The organism is Nocardia sp. NPDC058244 (assembly GCF_042882065.1).
Classification (GTDB): domain Bacteria; phylum Actinomycetota; class Actinomycetes; order Mycobacteriales; family Mycobacteriaceae; genus Nocardia.
This window is the reverse complement of record NZ_JBHVWX010000008.1, coordinates 156,433-177,333: the sequence shown is the minus strand read 5'-3', so window position 1 is coordinate 177,333 and position 20,901 is coordinate 156,433. Positions and strand designations below refer to the sequence as shown.

Sequence of the window (20,901 nt, the reverse complement as noted above, 5' to 3'; positions counted from 1 at the left end):
TCAGCGGGTCAGGGCGGTGTGGGTGTGGTCGGCGAGGGATTCGATGGTGGGGCGTGGGAGCAGGGTGTCGACGTAGCAGAAAGTGATCGACATCGTCGTGTCCAGGGTGGCGACGGCGACGGTGAGGGCGCTGGCGCAGGAGTTGGTGCCCGCGACGGTGAGGGCCGTGATCGGGAGGGGCTCGGGGGTTTCGGGGGCGGTGAGGCGGCCGAGGTTGCTCAGGGTGACGTTCCAGGGGGCGCGGCGGTCGACGAGCTCGACCGCGCGCCTGCCGGATTCGAGGGAGCGCGGGCAGCCGTAGCGGATGGCGGCCAGGGCGCTGAGGTCGGCGTGCCGGTCGAGGCGGTGGGCCAGTTGGGATCCGGCGGTTCGCGCGGCGTCCCAGAGGGAGTCGGCCGGGCCGAAGGGCACGAACGTGGGAACCACGGCGGTGAACATGCCCGGCTCGTCGTCGGCGGGTGGTGGCGCCAGGCGGGAGCGCAGGTCGACCGGGATGCCGATCGCGGCGATGCCGGAGCCGCGGGGACGGTTCAGTGCGCCCAGCGCCTGGGCGAGGGCGGCGGCCAGCGCGGCGTTGACGGTGACGCCCGCGCGCTGACAGCGGGTGCGGAGCGCGGCGAGCTCGTCGCCCTCGACGGTGCGGAGCACGGTGCGGGTGCGGCGGGCGGGCAACGGCGGCGGGGTGCCGGGGATGCCGACGGCGCGCCGGAAGGTCGCGGTGAGCTGGCCGGCGAGGTTGGTGCGCAGGCACCGGAGCAGGCCGGTGTGCGCGGACGGGATCAGGTCGTCGGCGGCCGGGATCGGGGTCCGGACGGTGTCGGGCGCGGCGGCGCCGAAGGCGACGGCGAGCAGGCGCGAGCCGAGGGCGGCCATCGAGCGGCCGTCGATCAGCACGTGCGAGAAGACCAGGATCAGGTCGTGCAGCTCGTCGGAAGTGCCTGGGCGCCACGCCAGATCGATGAGTCTGCCCGGCGCGGTCGCGAGGTCGACCGGGGTGACGAGCTGCTCGTCGAAGACGGCGTGCCACTCGTCCGGATCGTCGACGATGCGGTGCAGGACCGGCAGATGCGGGTCGGCGGCGGGCACGAACCGAGGTCCCGGCGCGACGACCACCCGCAGCAGCGGGAATTCGGCGACCACCGCGGTCGCGGCCTCCTCCAGGCGATACGCGCCGATCGGCCCACGCACCCGCAGCCGGACCACGCAATTGGCCGGGGACAGTTGATCGACCAGCCAGAACCAGCGCTCCGACGGCGACAGCGGACGATCGATCTCGCCGTCGCGCACCCTCACGCCGTCCTCCTCCACACTTCACCCGGACCCGCGTGCGCCACGTTCCACACGCACTCGTTCGAGAGTACGGCCGCAGCTCCGTTCGATGGGCAGACGCGGTCGCTAACAGCTATCCAGATCTCGGCGTTCGGCCCGATGCGGGTGCAGGACTCGCTCGGTCCAGGTGGCGTCGGTGAGCAGTGCGCTGTCCTCACCGGCGGGCTTGGACAACAGAGCGGCATGGCCGGGGCGCCCGAGTGCGGTGGGCAGGCCGATCCCGCAGGTGCCGAGGTAGCTGAGCAGCATCGTGGTGCGCAGGAGCGCCGCGTTGGCGGTGTCGTAGGTGTGCTGGTCGGCGAGCAGGTCGGGGATGCGTGGCGGCAGGTGGCGGATCGGCGGGCAGAGCAGCGTCGCATCGCCCAGCTCGGCGGCGAACTCGGCGCGCAGGCCGGGCAGCGCGGCGTACACCGGGGCGATGGTGGTCGCCGTGTCGGCATTGCCTTCGAGACGGCGGCGGGTCGCGGGCTCGATCGGCATCGTCGAGCGCAGCCGGTGGCTGTGCAGGCGATAGGCCTCGGCGCCGACGATCGTGCCGTGGTCGTCCAGCAGTCGCTGGGCCGCGCGGAGGGAAGGGAATCCGCGCACCACGACGGTCGCGCCCGCCGCGCGCAACCGGGCGACGGTGCGGGCGAAGTCGTCGGCGATCGGTGGCGCGAGGTCCTCGGTCCATTCGCCGGTCGGCACGACGAATCGTGGCCCGCCGGACGGCACGGGTCGGATCGACGGCCGGGAGCCCGGCGGCAGCAGTAGTTCGTCGAGGGCCGCGATGTCGGTGACGGTGGTGGCGAAGAGGCCGATGCTGTCGAGGGTCGGCGACAGCGGGGCGAAGTCGTGCGGGCCGTATCGTCCTGGGCTGGCACGGAATCCGACGATGCCGCAGAGGGCGGCGGGAATGCGGACCGAGCCGGAGGTGTCGGTGCCGACCGCGAGGGGAACCAGGCCGCGGGCGACGGCGACGGCTGATCCGGCGGACGATCCGCCGGGGATCATGTCGGGGGCCAGGGGGTTGGCGGGGGTACCGAACCGGGTGTTGATGCCGAGGCCGGAGAAGGCGAACTCGCTCAGGGTGGTCTTGCCGACGGTGATCAGGCCGCGGTCGTGCGCCCGGCGCACGATCAGGCTGTCGACGGCGGCGGGCTCGTCGTGCTGGTGGCTGGCCGAACCGCAGGTCGTGACGGTGCCCTGGACGTCGAACAGGTCCTTCCACACGATCGGCACACCGTCGAGGGCACCGCGCCGGAGTCCACGCGCGGCGCGGCGATCACTCGCCGCGGCCTGGAGGCGGGCGCGCTCACCGGTGACCGTCATCAGGACCGCGGCCGAATCAGGCTGTCGCACACGATCGATCGCGGCTTCGGTCACGGCTGTCGCGGTGGTTTCGCCGGTGGCGACGGCACGGGCCGTGACGAGAGCGGTGGCCATGCGCGGCACTCCTCGGCATCGATGGAACGGACCACCGCACGCTATCGCGACCGCGATCACCCAGGGCATGGCGAAACATCTATTCGAGCCGCAAGACAGTGGTGATATCTCCATAGCACCCGAGGTCCGCCCACCGGTTGACTGAACGGCATGACAACGACGAGCTACCCCGAGCCGGTGCTGGTGCCGGCCAGGCAGGCCAGGTCGGTGCTGCTGCGGACCGGCGACCGCCTGCGGATCACCGATATCGCCGGTGGCCAGGTCGGTGACGTCTTCGCCTACCACGCCGACGACCTCACCGAGCAGCACAGCGCCGCGCACACCCGCACCCACACCAGCCGCCTGTTCCCGGCGCTGGGCGAGGCGTTCGTGACCAACCGGCGCCGCCCGATCCTCACCTACCTCGCCGACACCTCCCCCGGTGACCACGACATGCTGATCGCCGCCTGCGACCCGGAACGCTATGCGGCATACGGCGATCCGGGCCACGCCAGCTGTGCGGAGAACCTGATCCGGGCGCTGGCCGAGCGGGGACATCCGGCGCCGGCGCACATCCCGCAGCCGATCAACGTGTTCATGCGGATCCCCGTCGCCGCCGACGGCGCGCTGTCCTGGCTGGCCGCCCCGACCCGGCCCGGCGACGCGATCACCCTGCGCGCCGAGATGCCGTGTCTCGTCGTCGTCTCGTCCTGTCCGCAGGACCACAACGTCATCAACGGGGCGGGCCCGAGCCCGCTGTCCCTGACCGTCCTGACCACCGAGGAGAAGAACCGATGACCACCACCGACCTCGCCCATCCCGCCCTCGCCCCGTTCGATCTCGGCACCCTGCGCCTGCGCAACCGCTTCACCGTCGCTCCGATGACCCGGATCTCGGCCACCGCCGACGGCACCCCAACCGCGCAGATGGCCGGGTACTACCGCGAATTCGCCGCGGGCGGCTTCGGCCTGATCACCACCGAGGGCATCTACCCCGACGCCGCGCACAGCCAGGGCTACCACGGTCAGCCCGGCTTGGTCACCGACGCGCACGTCGCCGGGTGGCGGACGGTGGTGGACGCGGTGCACGCCGAAGGCGTGCCGATCGTCGCCCAGCTGATGCACGCCGGCGCCATCTCCCAGGGCAACTCCTACGGCAACGGGACGATCGGACCGTCGGCGGTCGCGCCGCCGGGACGGATGATGGCCGACTACGGCGGTGTCGGCGGTCCGTGGAGCGCGCCGAGGGAGATGACCGCCCGCGATATCGACGAGGTGATCGCCGGTTTCGCCGCCGCGGCCGCGAACGCGAAGGCCGCCGGGTTCGACGGCGTCGAGATCCACGGGGCCAACGGCTACCTGCTCGACCAATTCCTCACCGGCTACACCAATCTGCGCACCGACGAGTACGGCGGCCCGGTGCGCGACCGGGTCCGGCTGCACGTCCACGTACTGGACGCGGTCCGCGCGGCGGTGGGCGAACTGCCGGTCGGCGTGCGGCTGTCGCAGACCAAGGTCAACGACTTCACCTACCGCTGGCCCGGCGGCGCGGACGACGCGCGGGTGATCTTCGGCGCGCTGGCCGAGGCGACCTACCTGCACATCGCCAGCGAGGGCCGGAACTTCCTGGAGACCGCGCGCCTGGCCGACGGCACGACGATCACCCAGCTCGCCCGCGAGGTGACCGGTAAACCGGTGATCGCCAACGGCGGCATGCACGCGCTGCCCCAGGCCGCCGATGTCCTCACCGGCGGGCACGCCGATCTGCTCTCGCTCGGCACGGGCGCGCTCGCCAACCCCGACCTGCCGCGCCGGGTCGAGACCGGACGACCGCTCGACCCCTTCGACCGTGAGATGCTGCACCCCATGGCGAACCTGGACACCGCGGCGGCCTGGCGCGCACGCCGATGACGTCGTGGACCCGTGGCGCGGCCGCCGTCGCGACCCTGACCTTCGACGTCGACGCGGAAACGCCGATCCTCGCCGAGGGCGGGCGCTACGCCGAGCACCCGATGGTGATGTCGCACCAGTCCTACGGACCCGATGTCGGCGTGCCACGGATCCTCGACCTGCTCGACGAGCTGGCCGTGCCCGCGACGTTCTTCGTGCCCGGCTGGGTGGCGGAGCGGCGTCCTGGACTGGCCGCCGCGATCGTCGATCGCGGCCACGAGGTCGCCCACCACTCCTACAGCCATCGGGCGCCCACCTCGCTGCCGCCGGGCGCCGAGCGCGCGGATTTCGTTCGGGCACTGGAGGTCTTCGCGGCCCAGGGCATCGAGATCGCCGGACACCGGGCGGCGATGTGGAGCGCCAGCCGCGAAACCCTCGCGCTGGTGGCCGAATACGGACTGACCTACGACTCCTCGCTGATGGGTGACGACCGGCCGTACCTGGTGCCGGGCGCGCCCGCGCCGGTGGTGGAACTGCCGGTGCACTGGTCGCTCGACGACTGGGAGCAGTACGCGTATCTGCCGGAGCCGCGGATCGGGTCGGTCATCGAGTCGCCGGACAAGGTCGAGCGGATGTGGCGGGCCGAACTGGACGGGATGCGGCACTACCGGTGCCTGTTCAACGTGTGCATGCACCCCTTCCTCACCGGGCGGCCGGGCCGGATGCTGGCCCTGCGCACCCTGATCCGCTACGCGCAGGACTGTGGGGACGTGACGTTCGCGCGCTGCCGGGACGTGGCGGCCTGGGCCGGCGCCGACGCCGCGACGCCGGTGCGGCCGCTGCCCACCTACGACGTGGATCCGGCGGTCTATCCCGGCTGAGGGTCGGCCGCGAACGCCAGGAACAGGTCGACGGTGTCGGCGAGCCGGTGCACATCGCGGCCGGTCAGCTCCGTGATCCTGGCCATCCGGTTGCGCAGGGTGTTGACGTGCACGTGCAGCGCCGCCGCCGTGACGCCCCACTGTCCGTCGTTGACGAGGAAGACGCGCAGGGTGTGCTCCAGTTCGGTGCGCGCGCGGGCGTCGTGCGCGCGCAAAGCGCCGAGCACCTGTCCGGCGAAACGCTCCAGCACCCGGGCATCGAGCAGGCCGAGCAGCATCCGGTGGGTGGCGATGTCGGCGAAGGTCGCGGTGTCCGGACCGGTCTGCGCGCGCAGTACCTGGCAGACCTCCCGCGCCCGGACCAGCGGCTCACGCAGCCCCGCCGCGGTGGCGGCGATGTCGCCCACGCCGATGACGACGCGGGCGGCCGCCGCGCGGCGGGCGACCTCGCCGGAGAGCTCGGCGGCGAAGCGGGCCGGTTCGTCGGCGGCGCCCGGCCACGGGCACACCGCCACCACATCGCGGCTGCCCGCGGCGGTGAACACCGGGATGCCGTGCGTGGCGAACACGGTGCCCGCCGCGTCGGCGATGTCGTCGAGCGAGACGTCCTCGCCGGCGAGCGCGAAGACCGCGAGCGGTCCGTCCGACGGCACGCCGTAGGCCCGCAATCGCCTGCGCACCTCGTCGTCGCGACCGGGGCCGGACAGGATCATCTCGAGCAGCTCGGCGGCGAAGCGGGCCTCGATCGCTTGCACCGCTTGCTGTTTGGCGACCTCGAGGCTCAGGAAGCGGGCCGCCTGGTCGAGGGCCTCCCGGTCGGCGGCGGTCAGCGTCGCCGCCGGTTCCAGGCAGTAGAGCCCGGCGTCGATCTCCCCCATCGCGCCCTCGACGAGGTAGAGCGCCGACGGTCCCGATCCGAGCAGGTTCACCTCGAGCGGCGGCGGCGTGCGGGTGAGCGCGGCGGCGGCCGCGCGGATCTGCTCGGCGGTCGGCTCACAGCCGATGGCGGCCAGGCAGCGGCCCCGCCGATCGACCACCAGCAGCGGCAATTCCGTCTCGCCACGCAGGATTTCGAGGACGCCCGCCGCACCGCTGCCCCGCGACAGGGCGGTGGCCAGCGCGTCGCCCCGGCGCACCGTGGCGGTCAGCTCGGCCTGCAGGACTTCGTTCTGGATGCCGGCGGCGGCGCGGGTGAGCGCGGCGAACGGCACCCCGATACACAGCTCGATCAGGGGCAGGTCGCGCTCGCGGCACAGGTCGACGAGCTCCGCGGGCAGCACCGGAGTCTGCGCGGTCAGCCCGAAGACCAGACCGGCCGCACCCGCCCCGGCCAGCGCGTCGACGAAGCGCGCCGCGGGCACGTGCGGCTGCCACAACCCGTTGGTCAGCACCAGCTCGCCGGGGCGCACGTAGGGCGACGGGTCGGGCAGCTCGGTGGTGTGCAGCCAGCGGATCTCGGCGGCCAGGCGATCGGTGAGTTCCGGCGTCACGATCCGCAGGCCGAGCGCGGGATCGGCGACCAGTCGGCTGATGGTCAACACCCAGCGAATCTACCCACCGATCCGGCCGGGATGCTCAGTGCTTTCACAGGCTGTTACTACGTGCGTATTATGGACCTATGGGTTTCGAGTGGCCTGATTGGGCGATCGCTCACCTGATCGGCGTCGAACCCAGCGAGGTTCGGCAGGTCCTCGCAGCGTCACGACGGTGGCCACGCCCGGCCTTCGACGGCCAGGTGTCCGTCCTGACGGTGTGGGGGCGCACCACGGCCGGACGCCCGCTGATCGTGGTCACACGACAGCGCGACGACTGGACGTGGGTGATCATCGGCGCACGAGCGATGCGCGCCGAGGAGCTGGCGCAGTTCGAGCAGTGGGAAAGTGGGACCGAGTCATGAGCGATCAGGACTATCCATCGAGCAAGGAAGAGCTCGCCGACTTCATGGATCGGCTGAGCTTCTCCGACGCGGCCGCCGAAGCGCCACCCCGCCTGCCCGCCAACGAGGACATCATGGTGACCACCTCCATCCGGTTGCCGCTGGGCCTGCACTCCCGGCTGAAAACCCTGGCCGACGAGCGTCGCGTCGGCGTGTCGACATTGCTGCGGGAATGGGCCGAGGCCGCCGTCGCCGAGATCGACGACGAGGATCAGCTGATCTCGCTCGCCGAGGCCAAACGGGCGCTGTCGCGGGTCCACCCCATCCATCGGGCCAGCTGATCCACGTTCGTGACCGGACGGTTCCCGCGCGAGAACCGCAGGGTGTAAATACTTCTCATGATGTTCTGGCGGCGCCGGCCGAAAGGCGATTTGCACGCGGTGCCCAGGTGGCCCACCGACCCGGACGCGCGGACGGTTCTCGCGCACTATCTCGACCAGCTCCCCGCCGACCCGGCCGCGCCGCGCACCACCGAGATGCTGTTCAACGGGTGGGGCCTCGACCTCGCAGGCAGTGATCTGTCGGGGCTCGACCTCGGTGGCGCCGAGCTCGGCGAGGCGAGGCTGACCGGCGCCCGGCTGGTCGACACCGACCTCTACGGCGCCTGGATGCTCGCCACCGACCTATCCGGGGCCGACCTGACCGGCGCCGACCTCGGCACCGCGCAAGCCCGCGACTGCGTGCTGCGCGCGGCTCGGCTCACCGGCGCGCGCCTGATGAAGGCCGATTTCGCCGCCTCCGATTTCCGCGACGCCGACCTCGGCGGCGCCGATCTGCGCCGGGCGAGCTTCGGCGACAGCGATTTCCGTGGCGCGAGTCTGCGGGGCTGCCGGCTCGACCGCGCGAACTTCGATCGGGCCCGGCTGGCCGGCGCCGATCTCACCGGCGCGAGCGGCGCGATCGACGGCGCGATCGATATCGGCGCCGACGAGCCCCGGCTGGTGCACGGCGCGGAACTCGCCGAGTGGTTCGACCGGCAGGGTGCGGCGATCGGTGTGGCCGTGTGCCGCTGATCTTTCGTTCGGCTGAGCAAGGGTGGCCACGCCCGGGCGCGGGACACGTGACCGTGAATTTCCTTGCACGAGTGGGTAATCCACGCGCATTCTGACGCCGTGCAGAAGCTGGTGGCGGTAGTGCTCGCGGTCGTGGTCGGGTTCGGCATCGTCGGATGCAAGGGCGACGAGGCGACCGAGACGGCCAAAGAAGTCGTGTGCGAGATGGTGGTTCCGGTCGTCGAAGTGGTCGCGCTGAAGCTCAGGGCCGGCGTGACGGTGACCGCGGCGCTCGTCGTCGCGGCCACCGGCATCGCGCTCTCCCAGGCGTGCACCTATCTGCTCGACCGGTTCGGCGAGAATCCCGACGAGGAGCTCCCGGTGATCCTGGACAACGGAAAGGGCACCGAGACAACGAAAGTCAGCGCCAACACCTTCACCAGCGTCACCCAGAACTGGTGTGACAAGACCGGCGGCTGCACCGGCTACGACCGCTGCCCCACCGGCTACCTGTGCCTGTTCACCGGCAGCGAGGGCACCGGCAAGATGTCGCTGTTCAAGATCGGCTCCCCCGACCTGGCCGGCCAGCACATCGACAGCGCCGCCCTCTCGGTCTACAACCGCGCCGGCAAGTCCGCCACCCTCTTCGCCGCCCGCGACAACAAGGGCGACACCTACACCGTCGCCACCTCCGCCAAGGGCGACCTCCCCGCCGACTGGCGAGCCAGGGCCCGCTCCCTCACCGTCGGCCCGATCCCCACCGGGATCGCCTCCGGCACCGACTCCCCCACCGTCACCGGCACCGGCTCCCCCACCGGCACCGGCACGAAGACACCCGTCCCGACCGCCCCGAAGAGCGGAACCGGCTCGGCCGTCCCCTCGGTCACCAAACCGAGCACCCCCGGCACCGCCGGATCGTCCGCCCCAACCGGCTGAGCCCCACCGGGCACCGACGGTCGTCATCGTCGAACCGGAAACAATCGAGGCCCCCGCGGTGTGCGGGGGCCTCGGTCGTCTTGATCAGTGGTGCGTCAGCGGCGGCGCTTGCCCTTGGTTTCGGCGCGGGCGGCTTCGCGGCGCTCGCGGCGGGTTCCGGGCTGCTGGCCGCCGTATTCCTGGGCGTCGGAATGGGATTCGGCGCGGCCGTCTTCGGCGGGGCCCGAGTAGTTCAGGCCGCGGGGGGCCTGATCGGTGATGCCCTTGGCGCGCAGGGCGGGCGGGGCCTGGGTTTCGGTGGGGGCGTCCTGGGGGCGGGCGCCGACCGGGGAACGCAGACCGGCGCCGACCGAGACGCCTTCGGGCTGGGGCTGCTGGACCTCGACCTGGAGGTTGAACAGGAAGCCGACCGACTCCTCCTTCAGACCGTCCAGCATCGCGGCGAACATGTCGAAGCCCTCGCGCTGGTACTCGACCAGCGGGTCGCGCTGGGCCATCGCGCGCAGGCCGATGCCCTCCTTGAGGTAGTCCATCTCGTAGAGGTGCTCGCGCCACTTGCGGTCCAGGACCGAGAGCAGGACCTGGCGCTCCAGGTTGCGCATCGCGCCCTCGCCGGCGAGGCCGTCGATCTCCTGCTCGCGCTTCTCGTAGGCGGTGTGCGCGTCGTCGAGCAGGGCCTCGCGCAGCTCGTCGCGAGTGAGTTCGCCCGCGTCGCCGGTGCTGGTCTCGCCCGCCAGTTCCTTGTGGTCGAGGGTGACCGGGTAGAGCGTCTTGAGGGCGCCCCACAGCTTGTCCAGGTCCCAGTCCTCGATGTAGCCCTCGGCGGTGGCGCCGTCGACATAGGCCGCGACGACATCGGTGATCATGTTCTGTACCTGACCCTCCATGTCCTCGCCACGCAGGATCCGGTTGCGCTCGCCGTAGATGACGGTGCGCTGCTGGTTCATCACCTCGTCGTACTTCAAGACGTTCTTGCGGATCTCGAAGTTCTGCTGCTCGACCTGGGTCTGGGCGCTCTTGATGGCCTTGGAGACCATCTTCGCCTCGATCGGCACGTCGTCGGGCAGGTTCAGCCTGGTCATGATGGCCTCGAGCGCGGCGCCGTTGAAGCGGCGCATCAGCTCGTCACCCAGCGACAGGTAGAACCGGGACTCGCCCGGGTCGCCCTGACGGCCGGAGCGGCCGCGCAGCTGGTTGTCGATGCGCCGCGACTCGTGGCGCTCGGTGCCGAGCACGTACAGACCACCGGCGTCGCGGACGGCCTCGGCGTCGGCCGCGGTCTGCTCCTTGACCTGATCGAGGGCGGAGTGCCAGGCGGCCTCGTACTCGTCGGGGGTGTGCACCGGGTCCAGGCCCTGCTTGCGCAGCAGGATGTCGGCGATGATGTCGGCGTTGCCGCCGAGCACGATGTCGGTACCACGACCGGCCATGTTGGTGGCGACGGTGACCGCGCCGGGCCGGCCGGCCTCGGCGATGATCTGCGCTTCCTGCTCGTGGAACTTCGCGTTCAGCACCGAGTGCGCCACACCGCGCTTGGTGAACTGCTTGGACAGGTACTCCGAGCGCTCGACGCTGGTGGTACCGATCAGGACCGGCTGGCCCTTCTCGTGCCGCTCCACCACGTCGTCGACGACGGCGGCGAACTTGGCCTCCTCCGACTTGTAGATCAGGTCGGCCTGGTCCTTGCGGACCATCGGCTTGTTCGTGGGGATCGGGACCACGCCGAGGCTGTAGATCGAGTGCAGCTCGGCGGCCTCGGTCTCGGCGGTACCGGTCATGCCGGACAGCTTGTTGTAGAGGCGGAAGTAGTTCTGCAGGGTGATCGTGGCCAGCGTCTGGTTCTCCGGCTGGATCTCGACCTTCTCCTTGGCCTCGATCGCCTGATGCATGCCCTCGTTGTAGCGGCGGCCGACCAGGATGCGGCCGGTGAACTCGTCGACGATGATCACTTCGCCGTCGCGGACGATGTAGTCCTTGTCGCGGGTGTAGAGCTCCTTGGCCTTGATGGCGTTGTTCAGGTAGCTCACCAGCGGGGAGTTCGCGGCCTCGTAGAGGTTGTCGATGCCGAGCTGGTCCTCGACGAACTCCACGCCCGCCTCGTGCACACCGATGGTGCGCTTCTTGATGTCCACCTCGTAGTGGACGTCCTTCTTCAGCAGCGGCGCGATGCGCGCGAACTCGGCGTACCACTTGGACGACGCGTCGGCCGGGCCCGAGATGATCAGCGGGGTACGGGCCTCGTCGATGAGGATGGAGTCGACCTCGTCGACCACGGCGAAGTTGTGGCCGCGCTGGACGAGATCGTCCAGCGAGTGGGTCATGTTGTCGCGCAGGTAGTCGAAGCCGAACTCGTTGTTGGTGCCGTAGGTGACGTCGGCGTGGTAGGCGACGCGGCGCTCGGCCGGGGTCATGCCGCCGAGGATCACGCCCACCTCGAGCCCGAGGAAGCGGTGCACGCGGCCCATCCACTCGGCGTCACGCTTGGCGAGGTAGTCGTTGACGGTGACGACGTGCACGCCCTCGCCGGAGATCGCGTTCAGGTACGCGGGGAGCACACAGGTCAGGGTCTTGCCCTCACCGGTCTTCATCTCCGAGATGTTGCCCAGGTGCAGCGAGGCGCCGCCCATGATCTGCACCTTGTAGTGCTTCTGGTTCAGCACTCGCCAGGAGGCCTCCCGAGCCACCGCGAACGCCTCGAGCAGCAGGTCGTCGAGGGTCTCGCCCTCGGCGAAGCGCTGCTTGAACTCGGCGGTCTTGGCGCGCAGCTCGTCGTCGGTCAGCTGCTCGATCTCCTCGCCGTACGCGATGACCTCGTCGGCGAGGTTCGACAGGCGCTTGACCATGCGACCTTCACCAATCCGTAGCAACCTCGTCAGTGTCAGCGCAGGCACGGGTCTCGTCAGTCCTCTGGTCGGAGTGTGTTCGGCTAGTGAGCCACGGTGTTATGGGCCATCGTAGTCCGCAGACCACCGTACCCGGCCGGGAGTACCCGTGCCCGGTGTACCGGGCGATGCCATCGGCCCAGGTCACACCTGCCGATGAGGCTCGTTGCCCGGCACCGCGATTCACCTACGGTGACGTAGGATGAGGCACGTGCCAGATCTGCGCGATACGGCACCGGAAGGAGTATCGGAGCGCGTGATCACGAGACTGACGCCGCAGGACGCGTCGTTCTACCGGCTCGAGTCGAGCAGCAACCCGATCCACATCGGCTCCCTCGCGATCCTCCAGAACACCGAACCCGGCGCCACCGGCCAGGTCCTCGACTACGACGGCCTCATCGACCTGGTCGAATCCCGGCTGCCCCTGGTGCCGCGCTACCGCCGCAAGGTCCGCGAGATCCCGCTCGCCCTCGGCAGGCCGGTGTGGGTGGAGGACAGCCGCTTCGACATCAGCTATCACATCCGCCGCTCCGCGCTGCCCGGTCCGGGCAGCGACGAACAGCTCTACGACCTGGTCGCCCGGCTCGCCTCGCGGCCGCTGGATCAGGGACGGCCGCTGTGGGAGATGTATCTCATCGAGGGCCTGGCCGACGGGCGCAGCGCGGTGTTCACCAAATCGCATTCGGCGCTCGTCGACGGTGACACCGCGCTCGAGATCGGGCACGTGATCCTCGACAACAGCCCGCTGCCGCGCGACCTGGCCGACGACGCGTGGCGGGCCCCGCGCGAACCCACCGACGTGGAGCTGCTGGCGGGCGCGCTGTCCCAGCTGGCCGCGCAGCCACGCGAGGCCTACGAGGTCGCCCGCGACGCCGGATCGAACGCGTTCGGGCTGGTCCGCGGCACCAGGATGGCGGTGAAGGCGGCGGCCAACGCGGTGCGCGCGGCGACCTCGGGGGTCGCCGACAGCCCGCTCAACGCCAGGACCTCGCGCAGCAGGCGGTTCGACGTGGTGCGCACCGATCTGGAGGACTACCGAACCATCCGCCGCCATTTCGACTGCTCGATCAACGACACGGTGCTCGCCGTGGTCACCGGAGCGCTGCGCAACTGGCTGCTCTCACGCAACGAGGCCCTGGTCGAGTCGGACAACCTGCGGGCCGTGGTGCCGATGTCGGTCTACGTCGACGGCGGCGACCAGCCGACCCCGGCCAGCGAGGTCTCCTCGTTCCTGATCGATCTGCCGGTGGGCGAGCCGAATCCGGTGATGCGCCTGTCGCACATCTCGCACGCCACCGAAGCCACCGGCAGGCAGCGGCGCGGTGTGCGCGCCCGCACGCTGGTCCACCTGGCCGGGTTCGCTCCGGCCAGCCTGCACGCGATGAGCGTGCGCGCGGCGAGTACCTTCGCCGACAACACGTTCAACCTGGTGATCACCAACGCGCCGGGACCACAGACCGCGATGTACATCGGCGGGGCGCGCATGCTGGAGATGTATCCGGTATCGCCGCTGCTGCGCAATCAGACGTTGAGTTTCGGGCTCACCTCGTACGACGGTCAGGTCTTCTACGGACTCAACGCCGACCGCGACGCCATGGCCGACATCGACGTCCTGGCCGCGTCGGTGCACGAATCGATGGAGGAGTTGCTCGGTGCCTGTATCTGAGAACGGCAAGCTGCGCGTCTACATCCCGGCGACGATCCCGATGCTGCGCAGGCTCGTCGCCGAGCGCGAGGTGTTCCCGCTCGGCGCGACGGCGTTCGCGGTGACCCCCGCGCTGCGCGAGGCCTACGCCGCGGGCGACGACGACGAGCTGGCCGAGGTCGCGATGCAGGAGGCGGCCAGGGCGTCGCTGCGGCTGCTCGCCGGCGAACGCGACGGCCTCGACGACGCGGACGAGGACGCCGCGGGCGAGGCGGCCGCCCCTGGCAGCCCGGTCTACCGGCGCGCGGTGATCGCGGCCGACGTCACCGGCGCGAAGCTGCGGCCGGACCTGGACGACGCGGTGGTGAAGCTGGCCGGGCCGATCACCTACGACCAGGTGGCATCGGTGCACGTCGACCTGGCCGAGGCCGAGCCGCAGGTCGCCAAGGCCGTCGACGTCATCGACGCCGCCGATCTGGGCGATACCGACGCCGAGTTCGTCCTGGGTGACGCCGAGGACCATCAGCTCGCCTGGTACGCCACCCAGGAACTGCCGTTCCTGCTCGATCTGCTGTGACATCTCCCTGATCAGCGCCTCGAGCGCCGCTGCCACTGCCGCCGAACCTACGATGCCGTAACCTGGCTGCGAGCGAGCTGCCCCACCGCGGCTCGACGGCAGGACAGGGAGACAACGGCAAGCATGGTCATGAACAAGTTCCGGGAATGGCTCGAAGCACCGGCCGCGCAGGTCGGCGACCGCGGCGGCAAGCTCAACGTGCTGCGAGGCGCGGTGGCCCGGGTGACCACTCCCCTGCTCCCCGACGACTACCTGCACCTGGCCAACCCGCTGTGGTCGGCCAGGGAGCTGCGCGGGCGGATCGTCGAGGTGCAGAAGGAGACCGCCGACTCGGCGACCCTGGTGATCAAGCCGGGCTGGGGCTTCGACTTCAAGTACCAGCCGGGTCAGTACATCGGCATCGGCATCCTGATCGACGGCCGCTGGAACTGGCGGTCCTACTCGCTGACCTGTCCGCCGGACTGGACCGGCGAGGGCGGCAAGCGGCTCATCTCCATCGCGGTGAAGGCGATGCCGGAGGGCAAGCTGTCCAGCCACCTGGTCAACGGGGTGGCCGAGGGCACGATCGTGCGCCTGGCCGCGCCGCAGGGCGGGTTCGTGCTGCCGGAGCCGCCGCCGGCGAAGGTGCTCTTCCTCACCGCGGGCAGCGGCATCACCCCGGTGATGTCGATGCTGCGGACGATGGACCGGCGCGACGGTGTGACCGATGTGGTGCACGTGCACTCGGCGCCGACCGACGCCGACGTGATGTTCGGGGCCGAGCTGCGGGCGCTGCACGACAAGCACCCGAGCTTCGTCTCGCACCTGCAGCTGACCGACGCGCAGGGCCTGTTCTCGCTGGCGAGCCTGGACGAGCTCTACCCGGATTGGCGGGAGCGCGAGACCTGGGCGTGCGGCCCGGCCCCGATGCTCGACGCGATCGAACACCATTGGAAGGCAGCGGGAATCCCGGAGAAGCTGCACGTCGAGCGCTTCGAGGTGGAGCGGTCGGCGATCGGCGAGGGCGGCACCGTGACCTTCGGCACCACCGGCCGGACCATCACCGCCGACGGCGCGACCAGCCTGCTCGAGGCGGGCGAGTCGGTCGGCGTGCAGCTGCCGTTCGGCTGCCGCATGGGCATCTGCCAGACCTGCGTGGTCACGCTGTCCGCCGGACACGCCCGCGACCTGCGCAACGGTGACGAACGTCAGCCCGGCGACAAGGTGCAGACCTGCATCTCCGCCGCGGCGGGTGACTGCACGCTCGACATCTGAGCGTCCCGCGCACTTCGGACAGCAGGTACCCTCGGAGTCATGCGTCGGCCATATGAATGGCCGGCAGCGGCTGGTCTCGGCCTACCTCGCGCCGACCGGCGCAACCCCGGGGCCGGGAACGCGGCACAGCCGCCGTTCTCGGCCCGCCTCCATATCTGAGCGACCAGCCGCCAACCGACAGAGAGGACCCCGGTGGCCATCACCGATATCCAGGCCTTCGCCCATCTCACGGCGGCCGACATCGAAACCCTGGGGAAAGAACTCGATTCGATCCGCCGTTCGGTGGAGACCTCCCGCGGCGAGCGCGACGCGAAGTACATCCGTCGCACCATCGCCGCCCAGCGCGCGCTCGAGGTGGCGGGCCGCGCGGTGCTGTTCGGCAGCCGCAACCGCTGGGCCTGGCTCGGCGGCACGGCGCTGCTGTCGGTGGCCAAGATCATCGAGAACATGGAGCTCGGGCACAACGTCAGCCACGGGCAGTGGGACTGGATGAACGATCCGGAGATCCACTCCACCAGCTGGGAGTGGGACATGACCGGGACCTCGGCGCAGTGGCGCCGGGCGCACAACTACTCCCACCACACCTACACCAACGTCCTGGGCAAGGACGAGGACCTCGGCTTCGGCATCCTGCGGATGACCCGCGACGAGGCCTGGCACCCCAAGCATCTGGTGCAGCCCGCGGCGAATCTGCTGCTGGCCGCCACCTTCGAGTGGGGCATCGCGCTGCACGACCTCGGCATCGAGAAGGAGCTGGCGGGCATTCCGGCCAAGCAGGTGCTCTCCGAGCCGAACAAGGACTTCGCCCGCAAGGCCGGCCGTCAGGTCGTCAAGGACTTCGTGCTGTACCCGGCGCTGACCGGCCCGGCCTGGAAGTCGACGCTGAAGGCCAACACCACCGCCAACCTGGTCCGCAACCTGTGGGCCTACGCGGTGATCTTCTGCGGGCACTTCCCCGACGGCGCGGAGAAGTTCACCATCGAGCAGCTCGACGGTGAGACCCAGGGCGAGTGGTACCTGCGGCAGATGCTGGGCAGCGCCAACTTCAAGGCCGGTCCGGTGATGGCCTTCATGAGCGGCAACCTCTGCTACCAGATCGAGCACCACCTGTTCCCCGATCTGCCGAGCAACCGGTACCCCGAGGTCGCGGTGCGGGTGCGCGAGCTGTGCGACAAGTACGACCTGCCCTACACCACCGGCTCGCTGGGCAAGCAGTACCTGCTGGCCTTCCGGACCATCCACAAGCTGGCCCTGCCGGACCGCTTCCTGAAGCGCACGGCCGACGACGCCCCCGAGACGTCCTCGGAGCGCAAGTTCACCGGCATCTCGCTGCCCGACGCGCTGCGGGTCGATCCGGAGACCGGCAAGCGCTTCGGCCTGCGCTCGGCGCTGCACGACGCGAAGGTCTCGCTGGAGATCAAGGCGCGGCACGAGAAGGAAGTCCTGCGCGAGGCCAAGGCGACGCTGAAGGCGCGGGCGCGGCAGGAGAAGCTGGCGTTGCGCGAGGCCAAGCGCGCGCTCGGTGAGCGGGCCAAGCACGAGCGGGGCGCGCTGCGCGACCGCGCGGCCAAGCGTAAGGCGCGCCGCGGCTGAGATAACATCTCAGTTTCGATTTAGCAATAGGACGTTTCACACAATCAGGGCCCGAAATCGCCAACCTACGCTCTCGTAACCTACGGTAGTGTAACCGGCATGGCGATCTCGGATGTCAAGGAATACGCGCACCTCACCGCCGCGGATGTCGAAGCTCTCGGTGCTGAGTTCGACGCGATCCGCCGCGAAATCGAATCTTCGCGGGGGGCTGCCGACGCGCGCTACATCCGCAACGTCATCCGCCTACAGCGGGCACTGGAGATCAGCGGTCGTACCGTGCTGTTCGCCAGCTTCCTGCCCCCGGCCTGGCTGGCCGGCGTCGCCCTGCTCGGCACCGCCAAGATCATCGAGAACATGGAGATCGGGCACAACGTCATGCACGGGCAGTGGGACTGGATGAACGATCCGGAAGTCCACTCCACCTCGTGGGAATGGGACAACGCGGGCCCGTCGGCGCACTGGAAGATCACCCACAACTTCCTGCACCACAAGTACACCAACGTCCTGGGCATGGACGACGACATCGGCTACGGCCTGCTGCGCGTCACCCGCGATCAGCGCTGGATGCCGTTCTACCTGGGCAACCCGATCTACAACCTGCTGCTGCAGATGCTGTTCGAGTACGGCGTCGCGATCCAGCACCTGGAACTGGGCAAGGTCGCCAAGAAGAAGTGGGCCAAGGACTCGCCCGAGTGGCAGCAGTTCGACGCCGACCGCAAGCTGGTGCTCAAGAAGATCGGCAAGCAGGCCGCCAAGGACTACCTGATCTTCCCGCTGCTCACCGGCCCGTCGTTCTTCAGCACGCTGACCGCCAACATGGCGGCCAACGTGGTGCGCAATGTGTGGACCAACGCGGTGATCTTCTGCGGTCACTTCCCCGACGGCGCGGAGAAGTTCACCAAGGCCGACATCGAGAACGAGACGCAGGGCGAGTGGTACCTGCGCCAGATGCTGGGCAGCGCCAACATCTCCGGCGGCAAGGTCATGCACTTCATGACCGGCAACCTCAGCCACCAGATCGAGCACCACCTGTTCCCCGACCTGCCGAGCAACCACTACGCCGCCATCGCCGTGCGGGTGCGCGAGCTGGCCGAGAAGTACGACCTGCCCTACACCACCGGGTCGCTGCCGGTGCAGTACTTCAAGTCGTGGCGCACGATCCTCAAGCTGTCGCTGCCCAACAAGTACCTGCGCCACACCACCGACGACGCGCCGGAAACCAAGTCGGAGAAGCTGTTCGGCGGCAACGCCGTCACCACCGTCGACCCGGTGACGGGCCGTCGCCGTGGCCTGCGCACCGCGCTGGCCGCCGGGCGCAAGCTGGCCCGCCGCTCGGTGGCCTGACCGGCTGCGGTTGACTGGTCGGCGTGTGTGCCGACCAGTTGAGCGTCTACGACGCGATCCGCCTGCGCCGTGATGTGCGCGCCGAGTTCACCGGCGAGCTCGTCGACGACGACACCCTGTGGCGGATCCTGGACGCCGCCCATCGCGCGCCCAGCGTCGGCAACTCCCAGCCGTGGGACTTCGTCGTGGTCCGCAAGCCCGACACGTTGCGCCGCTTCGCCGACCACGTCGCGGACAAGCGGGTCGAGTTCCGTGACGCGCTGCCCGCCGAGCGCGCCGAGACCTTCGAGCCGATCAAGATCGACGGGATCGTCGAGAGCGGCACCGGCGTCGTGGTCACCCACGACGACCGGCGCGGTGGACCGCAGATCCTGGGCCGGGCGACGGTGCCGGAGACCGGCGTGTACTCGACGGTGCTGGCGATCCAGAACCTGTGGCTGGCGGCGACCGCGGAGCGGGTCGGCGTGGGCTGGGTGTCGTTCTACGATCCGGAGTTCCTGCGCGAGCTGGTCGAGCTGCCCGCGGGGATCAAGCCGGTGGCCTGGCTGTGTGTCGGGCCGGTGCGCGAGTTCCAGCGGGTCCCCGACCTGGAACGGTTCGGGTGGCGATCGGGTCGCGCGCTCGCCGAGGCCGTGCACCACGAAACCTTCGGTGACTGAACACGATCCGGGCACCCGCTGCGGCGGGTGCCCGGATCGGCGTTGGTGTCAGGCCAGTCGGATCAGGCCGTAATCGAAGGCGTGTCTGCGGTAGACGACCGAAGGTCGGTCGGTCTCGCGATCGTGGAACAGGAAGAAGTCGTGCCCGACCAGTTCCATCTGGTAGAGCGCGTCGTCCACCGACATCGGCGTGGCGGTGTGCACCTTGGTGCGCACGATGTGGCCGGGGCCTTCCTCATGCTCGGGTTCCTCGGCATGGGCGTGCGCGGCGGCGCCGTTCGGCGCGGCGAACAGGGATTCGTCCACCAGCGTGGCGGTGGCCTGCGCGACCGAGACCGGCGTCTTGTCGCCGTAGTGCACCACGCGCCGCTTGTCTTTGGTGCGGCGCAGTCGGCTCTCGATCTTCTGGGTGGCCGATTCCAGCGCGGCGTAGAAGCTGTCTGCACAGGCTTCCGCGCGCACGATCGGACCACGGCCGCGCGCGGTGATCTCCACGCGCTGACAGGCCTTGCGTTGACGACGGTTGCGTTCGTGGAAAAGTTCCACATCGAAGAGGAATATCGACGGATCGAAGCGCTCGAGCCGAGCGAGCTTCTCCGCCACGTAGATTCGATAGTGGTCGGGGACTTCGACATTCCGACCGGAGACCACCACTTCGGCGTGCGGGCTCTCGGTCGAGTCGGCAGCACTGTCGGCCAGTGCCGTGGGGTCAGCGTCTCGCACTGATGCCCGTGAAGAAGTCGTCACGCGTACCTCCCGGATATGGCCGCACACGAGAAGCGAGTGCGGCGGGATTGAGCTGTGCCGATCGGGAATCGCTCGGCACCAGATGTCCGCGGCGCCACCTCCCAAACTTGTCGTTCGGTGTGTGTCCGCGACGCTAGTCCGCCACGGGCAAGTGCGCCACTGTTCACGCAAATTTCGCGGAGTCAAGCCGCGCAGGTCACCAAAACCGCGCACGGAAGTACGCCGATTCGACTAAGAACGCGTACCGATTCGGTGACAGTCGCCCCGGTGGTGAGAACGTCGTCGACCACGACTACCTCGGCATTCGCCGCGATGACGGCCGGGTCGGCGAGCTGGGTCACCGTCATGATCTTGTCGCGCAGATTGTGGGCACGCTCGCGTGTCGTCAACCCCACCGAGTCGCGCACGCCGCGCCGCATCCGCAGCAGCGGCACGCTCCGGCTATCGATCAGCCACCGCGTGGCGGCGTCCGTCGCGCGCGCCACCGGGTCGCCGCCGCGGCGCCGCGCGGCCGCGGCGCGGGTCGGCGCCGGGACGAGTACCAGCGGGCGATCAGGGGCCCGCAGGCGGTCGAGGGCGAGCGCCAGGGCCAGGCCGAGTGGCGCGGCCAGGTCGCGCCTGCCGTGCTCCTTGGCCGCCAGTACGGCGCGGCGTCCCGCACCGCGATAGGGGCCAAGCGCCCAGCACGGGACGCCGGGATCGGTGCGCGGACGGACCCGCACCGGGGCCCGGCTCAGCTCGGCCGCGCAGCCGGGGCACCAGGCGGCACCGGCCGTCGCGCAGCCACCGCAGTGGACGGGCAGCACCAGATCGAGCAGGGCTCTCATAGCGGG

The 20,901-nt window shown here is 70.1% G+C and carries 19 protein-coding genes; 13 read left to right on the top strand and 6 right to left on the bottom strand.

Annotated features, from left to right (window positions below):
• Complete coding sequence (locus ACFVW6_RS25385) at window positions 1-1,293, bottom strand: hypothetical protein (RefSeq protein ID WP_378823077.1); 1,293 nt, start codon at window positions 1,291-1,293, stop codon at window positions 1-3.
• Window positions 1,294-1,395: 102 nt separating this feature from the next.
• Window positions 1,396-2,754, bottom strand: coding sequence for an amidase family protein (locus ACFVW6_RS25380; protein WP_378823079.1), 1,359 nt, complete (start codon window positions 2,752-2,754; stop codon window positions 1,396-1,398).
• A gap of 150 nt (window positions 2,755-2,904) precedes the next feature.
• On the opposite strand from ACFVW6_RS25380, the gene ACFVW6_RS25375 reads away from it, so the two are divergent.
• The 3 genes from ACFVW6_RS25375 to ACFVW6_RS25365 are packed head-to-tail and all read left to right on the top strand — an operon-like array spanning window position 2,905 to window position 5,503.
• Complete coding sequence (locus ACFVW6_RS25375; protein ID WP_378823081.1) at window positions 2,905-3,531, top strand: DUF1989 domain-containing protein; 627 nt, start codon at window positions 2,905-2,907, stop codon at window positions 3,529-3,531.
• Window positions 3,528-4,643, top strand: a complete 1,116-nt coding sequence (locus tag ACFVW6_RS25370; protein ID WP_378823083.1) for an NADH:flavin oxidoreductase — start codon at window positions 3,528-3,530, stop codon at window positions 4,641-4,643. The genes ACFVW6_RS25375 and ACFVW6_RS25370 overlap by 4 nt, the downstream gene beginning before the upstream one ends.
• The gene (locus tag ACFVW6_RS25365) at window positions 4,640-5,503 is read left to right on the top strand and encodes a polysaccharide deacetylase (protein WP_378823085.1); all 864 of its coding nucleotides are present in this window, start codon (window positions 4,640-4,642) and stop codon (window positions 5,501-5,503) included. The genes ACFVW6_RS25370 and ACFVW6_RS25365 overlap by 4 nt, the downstream gene beginning before the upstream one ends.
• Here the strand turns inward: ACFVW6_RS25365 and ACFVW6_RS25360 are convergent.
• Entirely contained in the window at window positions 5,491-7,044 is a 1,554-nt protein-coding gene (locus ACFVW6_RS25360; protein WP_378823087.1) for a PucR family transcriptional regulator ligand-binding domain-containing protein, read from the bottom strand. The genes ACFVW6_RS25365 and ACFVW6_RS25360 overlap by 13 nt on opposite strands.
• A gap of 77 nt (window positions 7,045-7,121) precedes the next feature.
• On the opposite strand from ACFVW6_RS25360, the gene ACFVW6_RS25355 reads away from it, so the two are divergent.
• From ACFVW6_RS25355 to ACFVW6_RS25340, 4 genes are all read left to right on the top strand, one after another.
• On the top strand, window positions 7,122-7,400 hold the full coding sequence (locus ACFVW6_RS25355) for a hypothetical protein (protein WP_355276126.1): 279 nt from the start codon (window positions 7,122-7,124) through the stop codon (window positions 7,398-7,400).
• Window positions 7,397-7,720 (top strand): hypothetical protein, encoded by a 324-nt coding sequence (locus ACFVW6_RS25350; protein ID WP_355276127.1) that lies wholly within the window; start codon window positions 7,397-7,399, stop codon window positions 7,718-7,720. Before ACFVW6_RS25355 ends, ACFVW6_RS25350 begins: the two co-directional genes overlap by 4 nt.
• 99 nt (window positions 7,721-7,819) lie before the next feature.
• Window positions 7,820-8,452: a pentapeptide repeat-containing protein gene (locus ACFVW6_RS25345; RefSeq protein WP_378823090.1), complete on the top strand. Its 633-nt coding sequence runs from the start codon at window positions 7,820-7,822 to the stop codon at window positions 8,450-8,452.
• A 99-nt stretch (window positions 8,453-8,551) separates the two neighbouring features.
• Window positions 8,552-9,367, top strand: a complete 816-nt coding sequence (locus ACFVW6_RS25340; RefSeq protein ID WP_378823092.1) for a peptidase inhibitor family I36 protein — start codon at window positions 8,552-8,554, stop codon at window positions 9,365-9,367.
• 95 nt (window positions 9,368-9,462) lie between these two features.
• Here ACFVW6_RS25340 and secA read toward each other — a convergent pair whose 3' ends face one another.
• Window positions 9,463-12,258, bottom strand: coding sequence for a preprotein translocase subunit SecA (gene secA, locus ACFVW6_RS25335; RefSeq protein ID WP_378823094.1), 2,796 nt, complete (start codon window positions 12,256-12,258; stop codon window positions 9,463-9,465).
• 247 nt (window positions 12,259-12,505) lie between these two features.
• On the opposite strand from secA, the gene ACFVW6_RS25330 reads away from it, so the two are divergent.
• From ACFVW6_RS25330 to bluB, 6 genes are all read left to right on the top strand, one after another.
• Window positions 12,506-13,915 carry a wax ester/triacylglycerol synthase family O-acyltransferase gene (locus ACFVW6_RS25330; RefSeq protein ID WP_378823096.1) on the top strand — a complete coding sequence of 470 codons (1,410 nt, stop codon included), beginning with the start codon at window positions 12,506-12,508 and terminating at the stop codon, window positions 13,913-13,915.
• Window positions 13,916-13,955: 40 nt separating this feature from the next.
• Window positions 13,956-14,471 (top strand): DUF6912 family protein, encoded by a 516-nt coding sequence (locus tag ACFVW6_RS25325; protein WP_378825535.1) that lies wholly within the window; start codon window positions 13,956-13,958, stop codon window positions 14,469-14,471.
• A 123-nt stretch (window positions 14,472-14,594) separates the two neighbouring features.
• On the top strand, window positions 14,595-15,725 hold the full coding sequence (locus ACFVW6_RS25320) for a ferredoxin reductase (protein WP_378823097.1): 1,131 nt from the start codon (window positions 14,595-14,597) through the stop codon (window positions 15,723-15,725).
• Between the two features lie 192 nt (window positions 15,726-15,917).
• Window positions 15,918-17,318 (top strand): fatty acid desaturase, encoded by a 1,401-nt coding sequence (locus ACFVW6_RS25315; RefSeq protein ID WP_357343414.1) that lies wholly within the window; start codon window positions 15,918-15,920, stop codon window positions 17,316-17,318.
• A 99-nt stretch (window positions 17,319-17,417) separates the two neighbouring features.
• Window positions 17,418-18,662, top strand: a complete 1,245-nt coding sequence (locus ACFVW6_RS25310) for a fatty acid desaturase (protein WP_355276138.1) — start codon at window positions 17,418-17,420, stop codon at window positions 18,660-18,662.
• A gap of 23 nt (window positions 18,663-18,685) precedes the next feature.
• The gene (gene bluB / locus ACFVW6_RS25305) at window positions 18,686-19,321 is read left to right on the top strand and encodes a 5,6-dimethylbenzimidazole synthase (protein WP_355276140.1); all 636 of its coding nucleotides are present in this window, start codon (window positions 18,686-18,688) and stop codon (window positions 19,319-19,321) included.
• Between the two features lie 48 nt (window positions 19,322-19,369).
• On the opposite strand, the gene hpf is transcribed toward bluB, so the two are convergent.
• A complete protein-coding gene (gene hpf / locus ACFVW6_RS25300; protein WP_378825537.1) occupies window positions 19,370-20,068 on the bottom strand; it encodes a ribosome hibernation-promoting factor, HPF/YfiA family in 699 nt (232 codons plus the stop codon).
• A 182-nt stretch (window positions 20,069-20,250) separates the two neighbouring features.
• A complete protein-coding gene (locus ACFVW6_RS25295) occupies window positions 20,251-20,895 on the bottom strand; it encodes a ComF family protein (RefSeq protein ID WP_378823100.1) in 645 nt (214 codons plus the stop codon).
• Window positions 20,896-20,901: the final 6 nt, after the last annotated feature.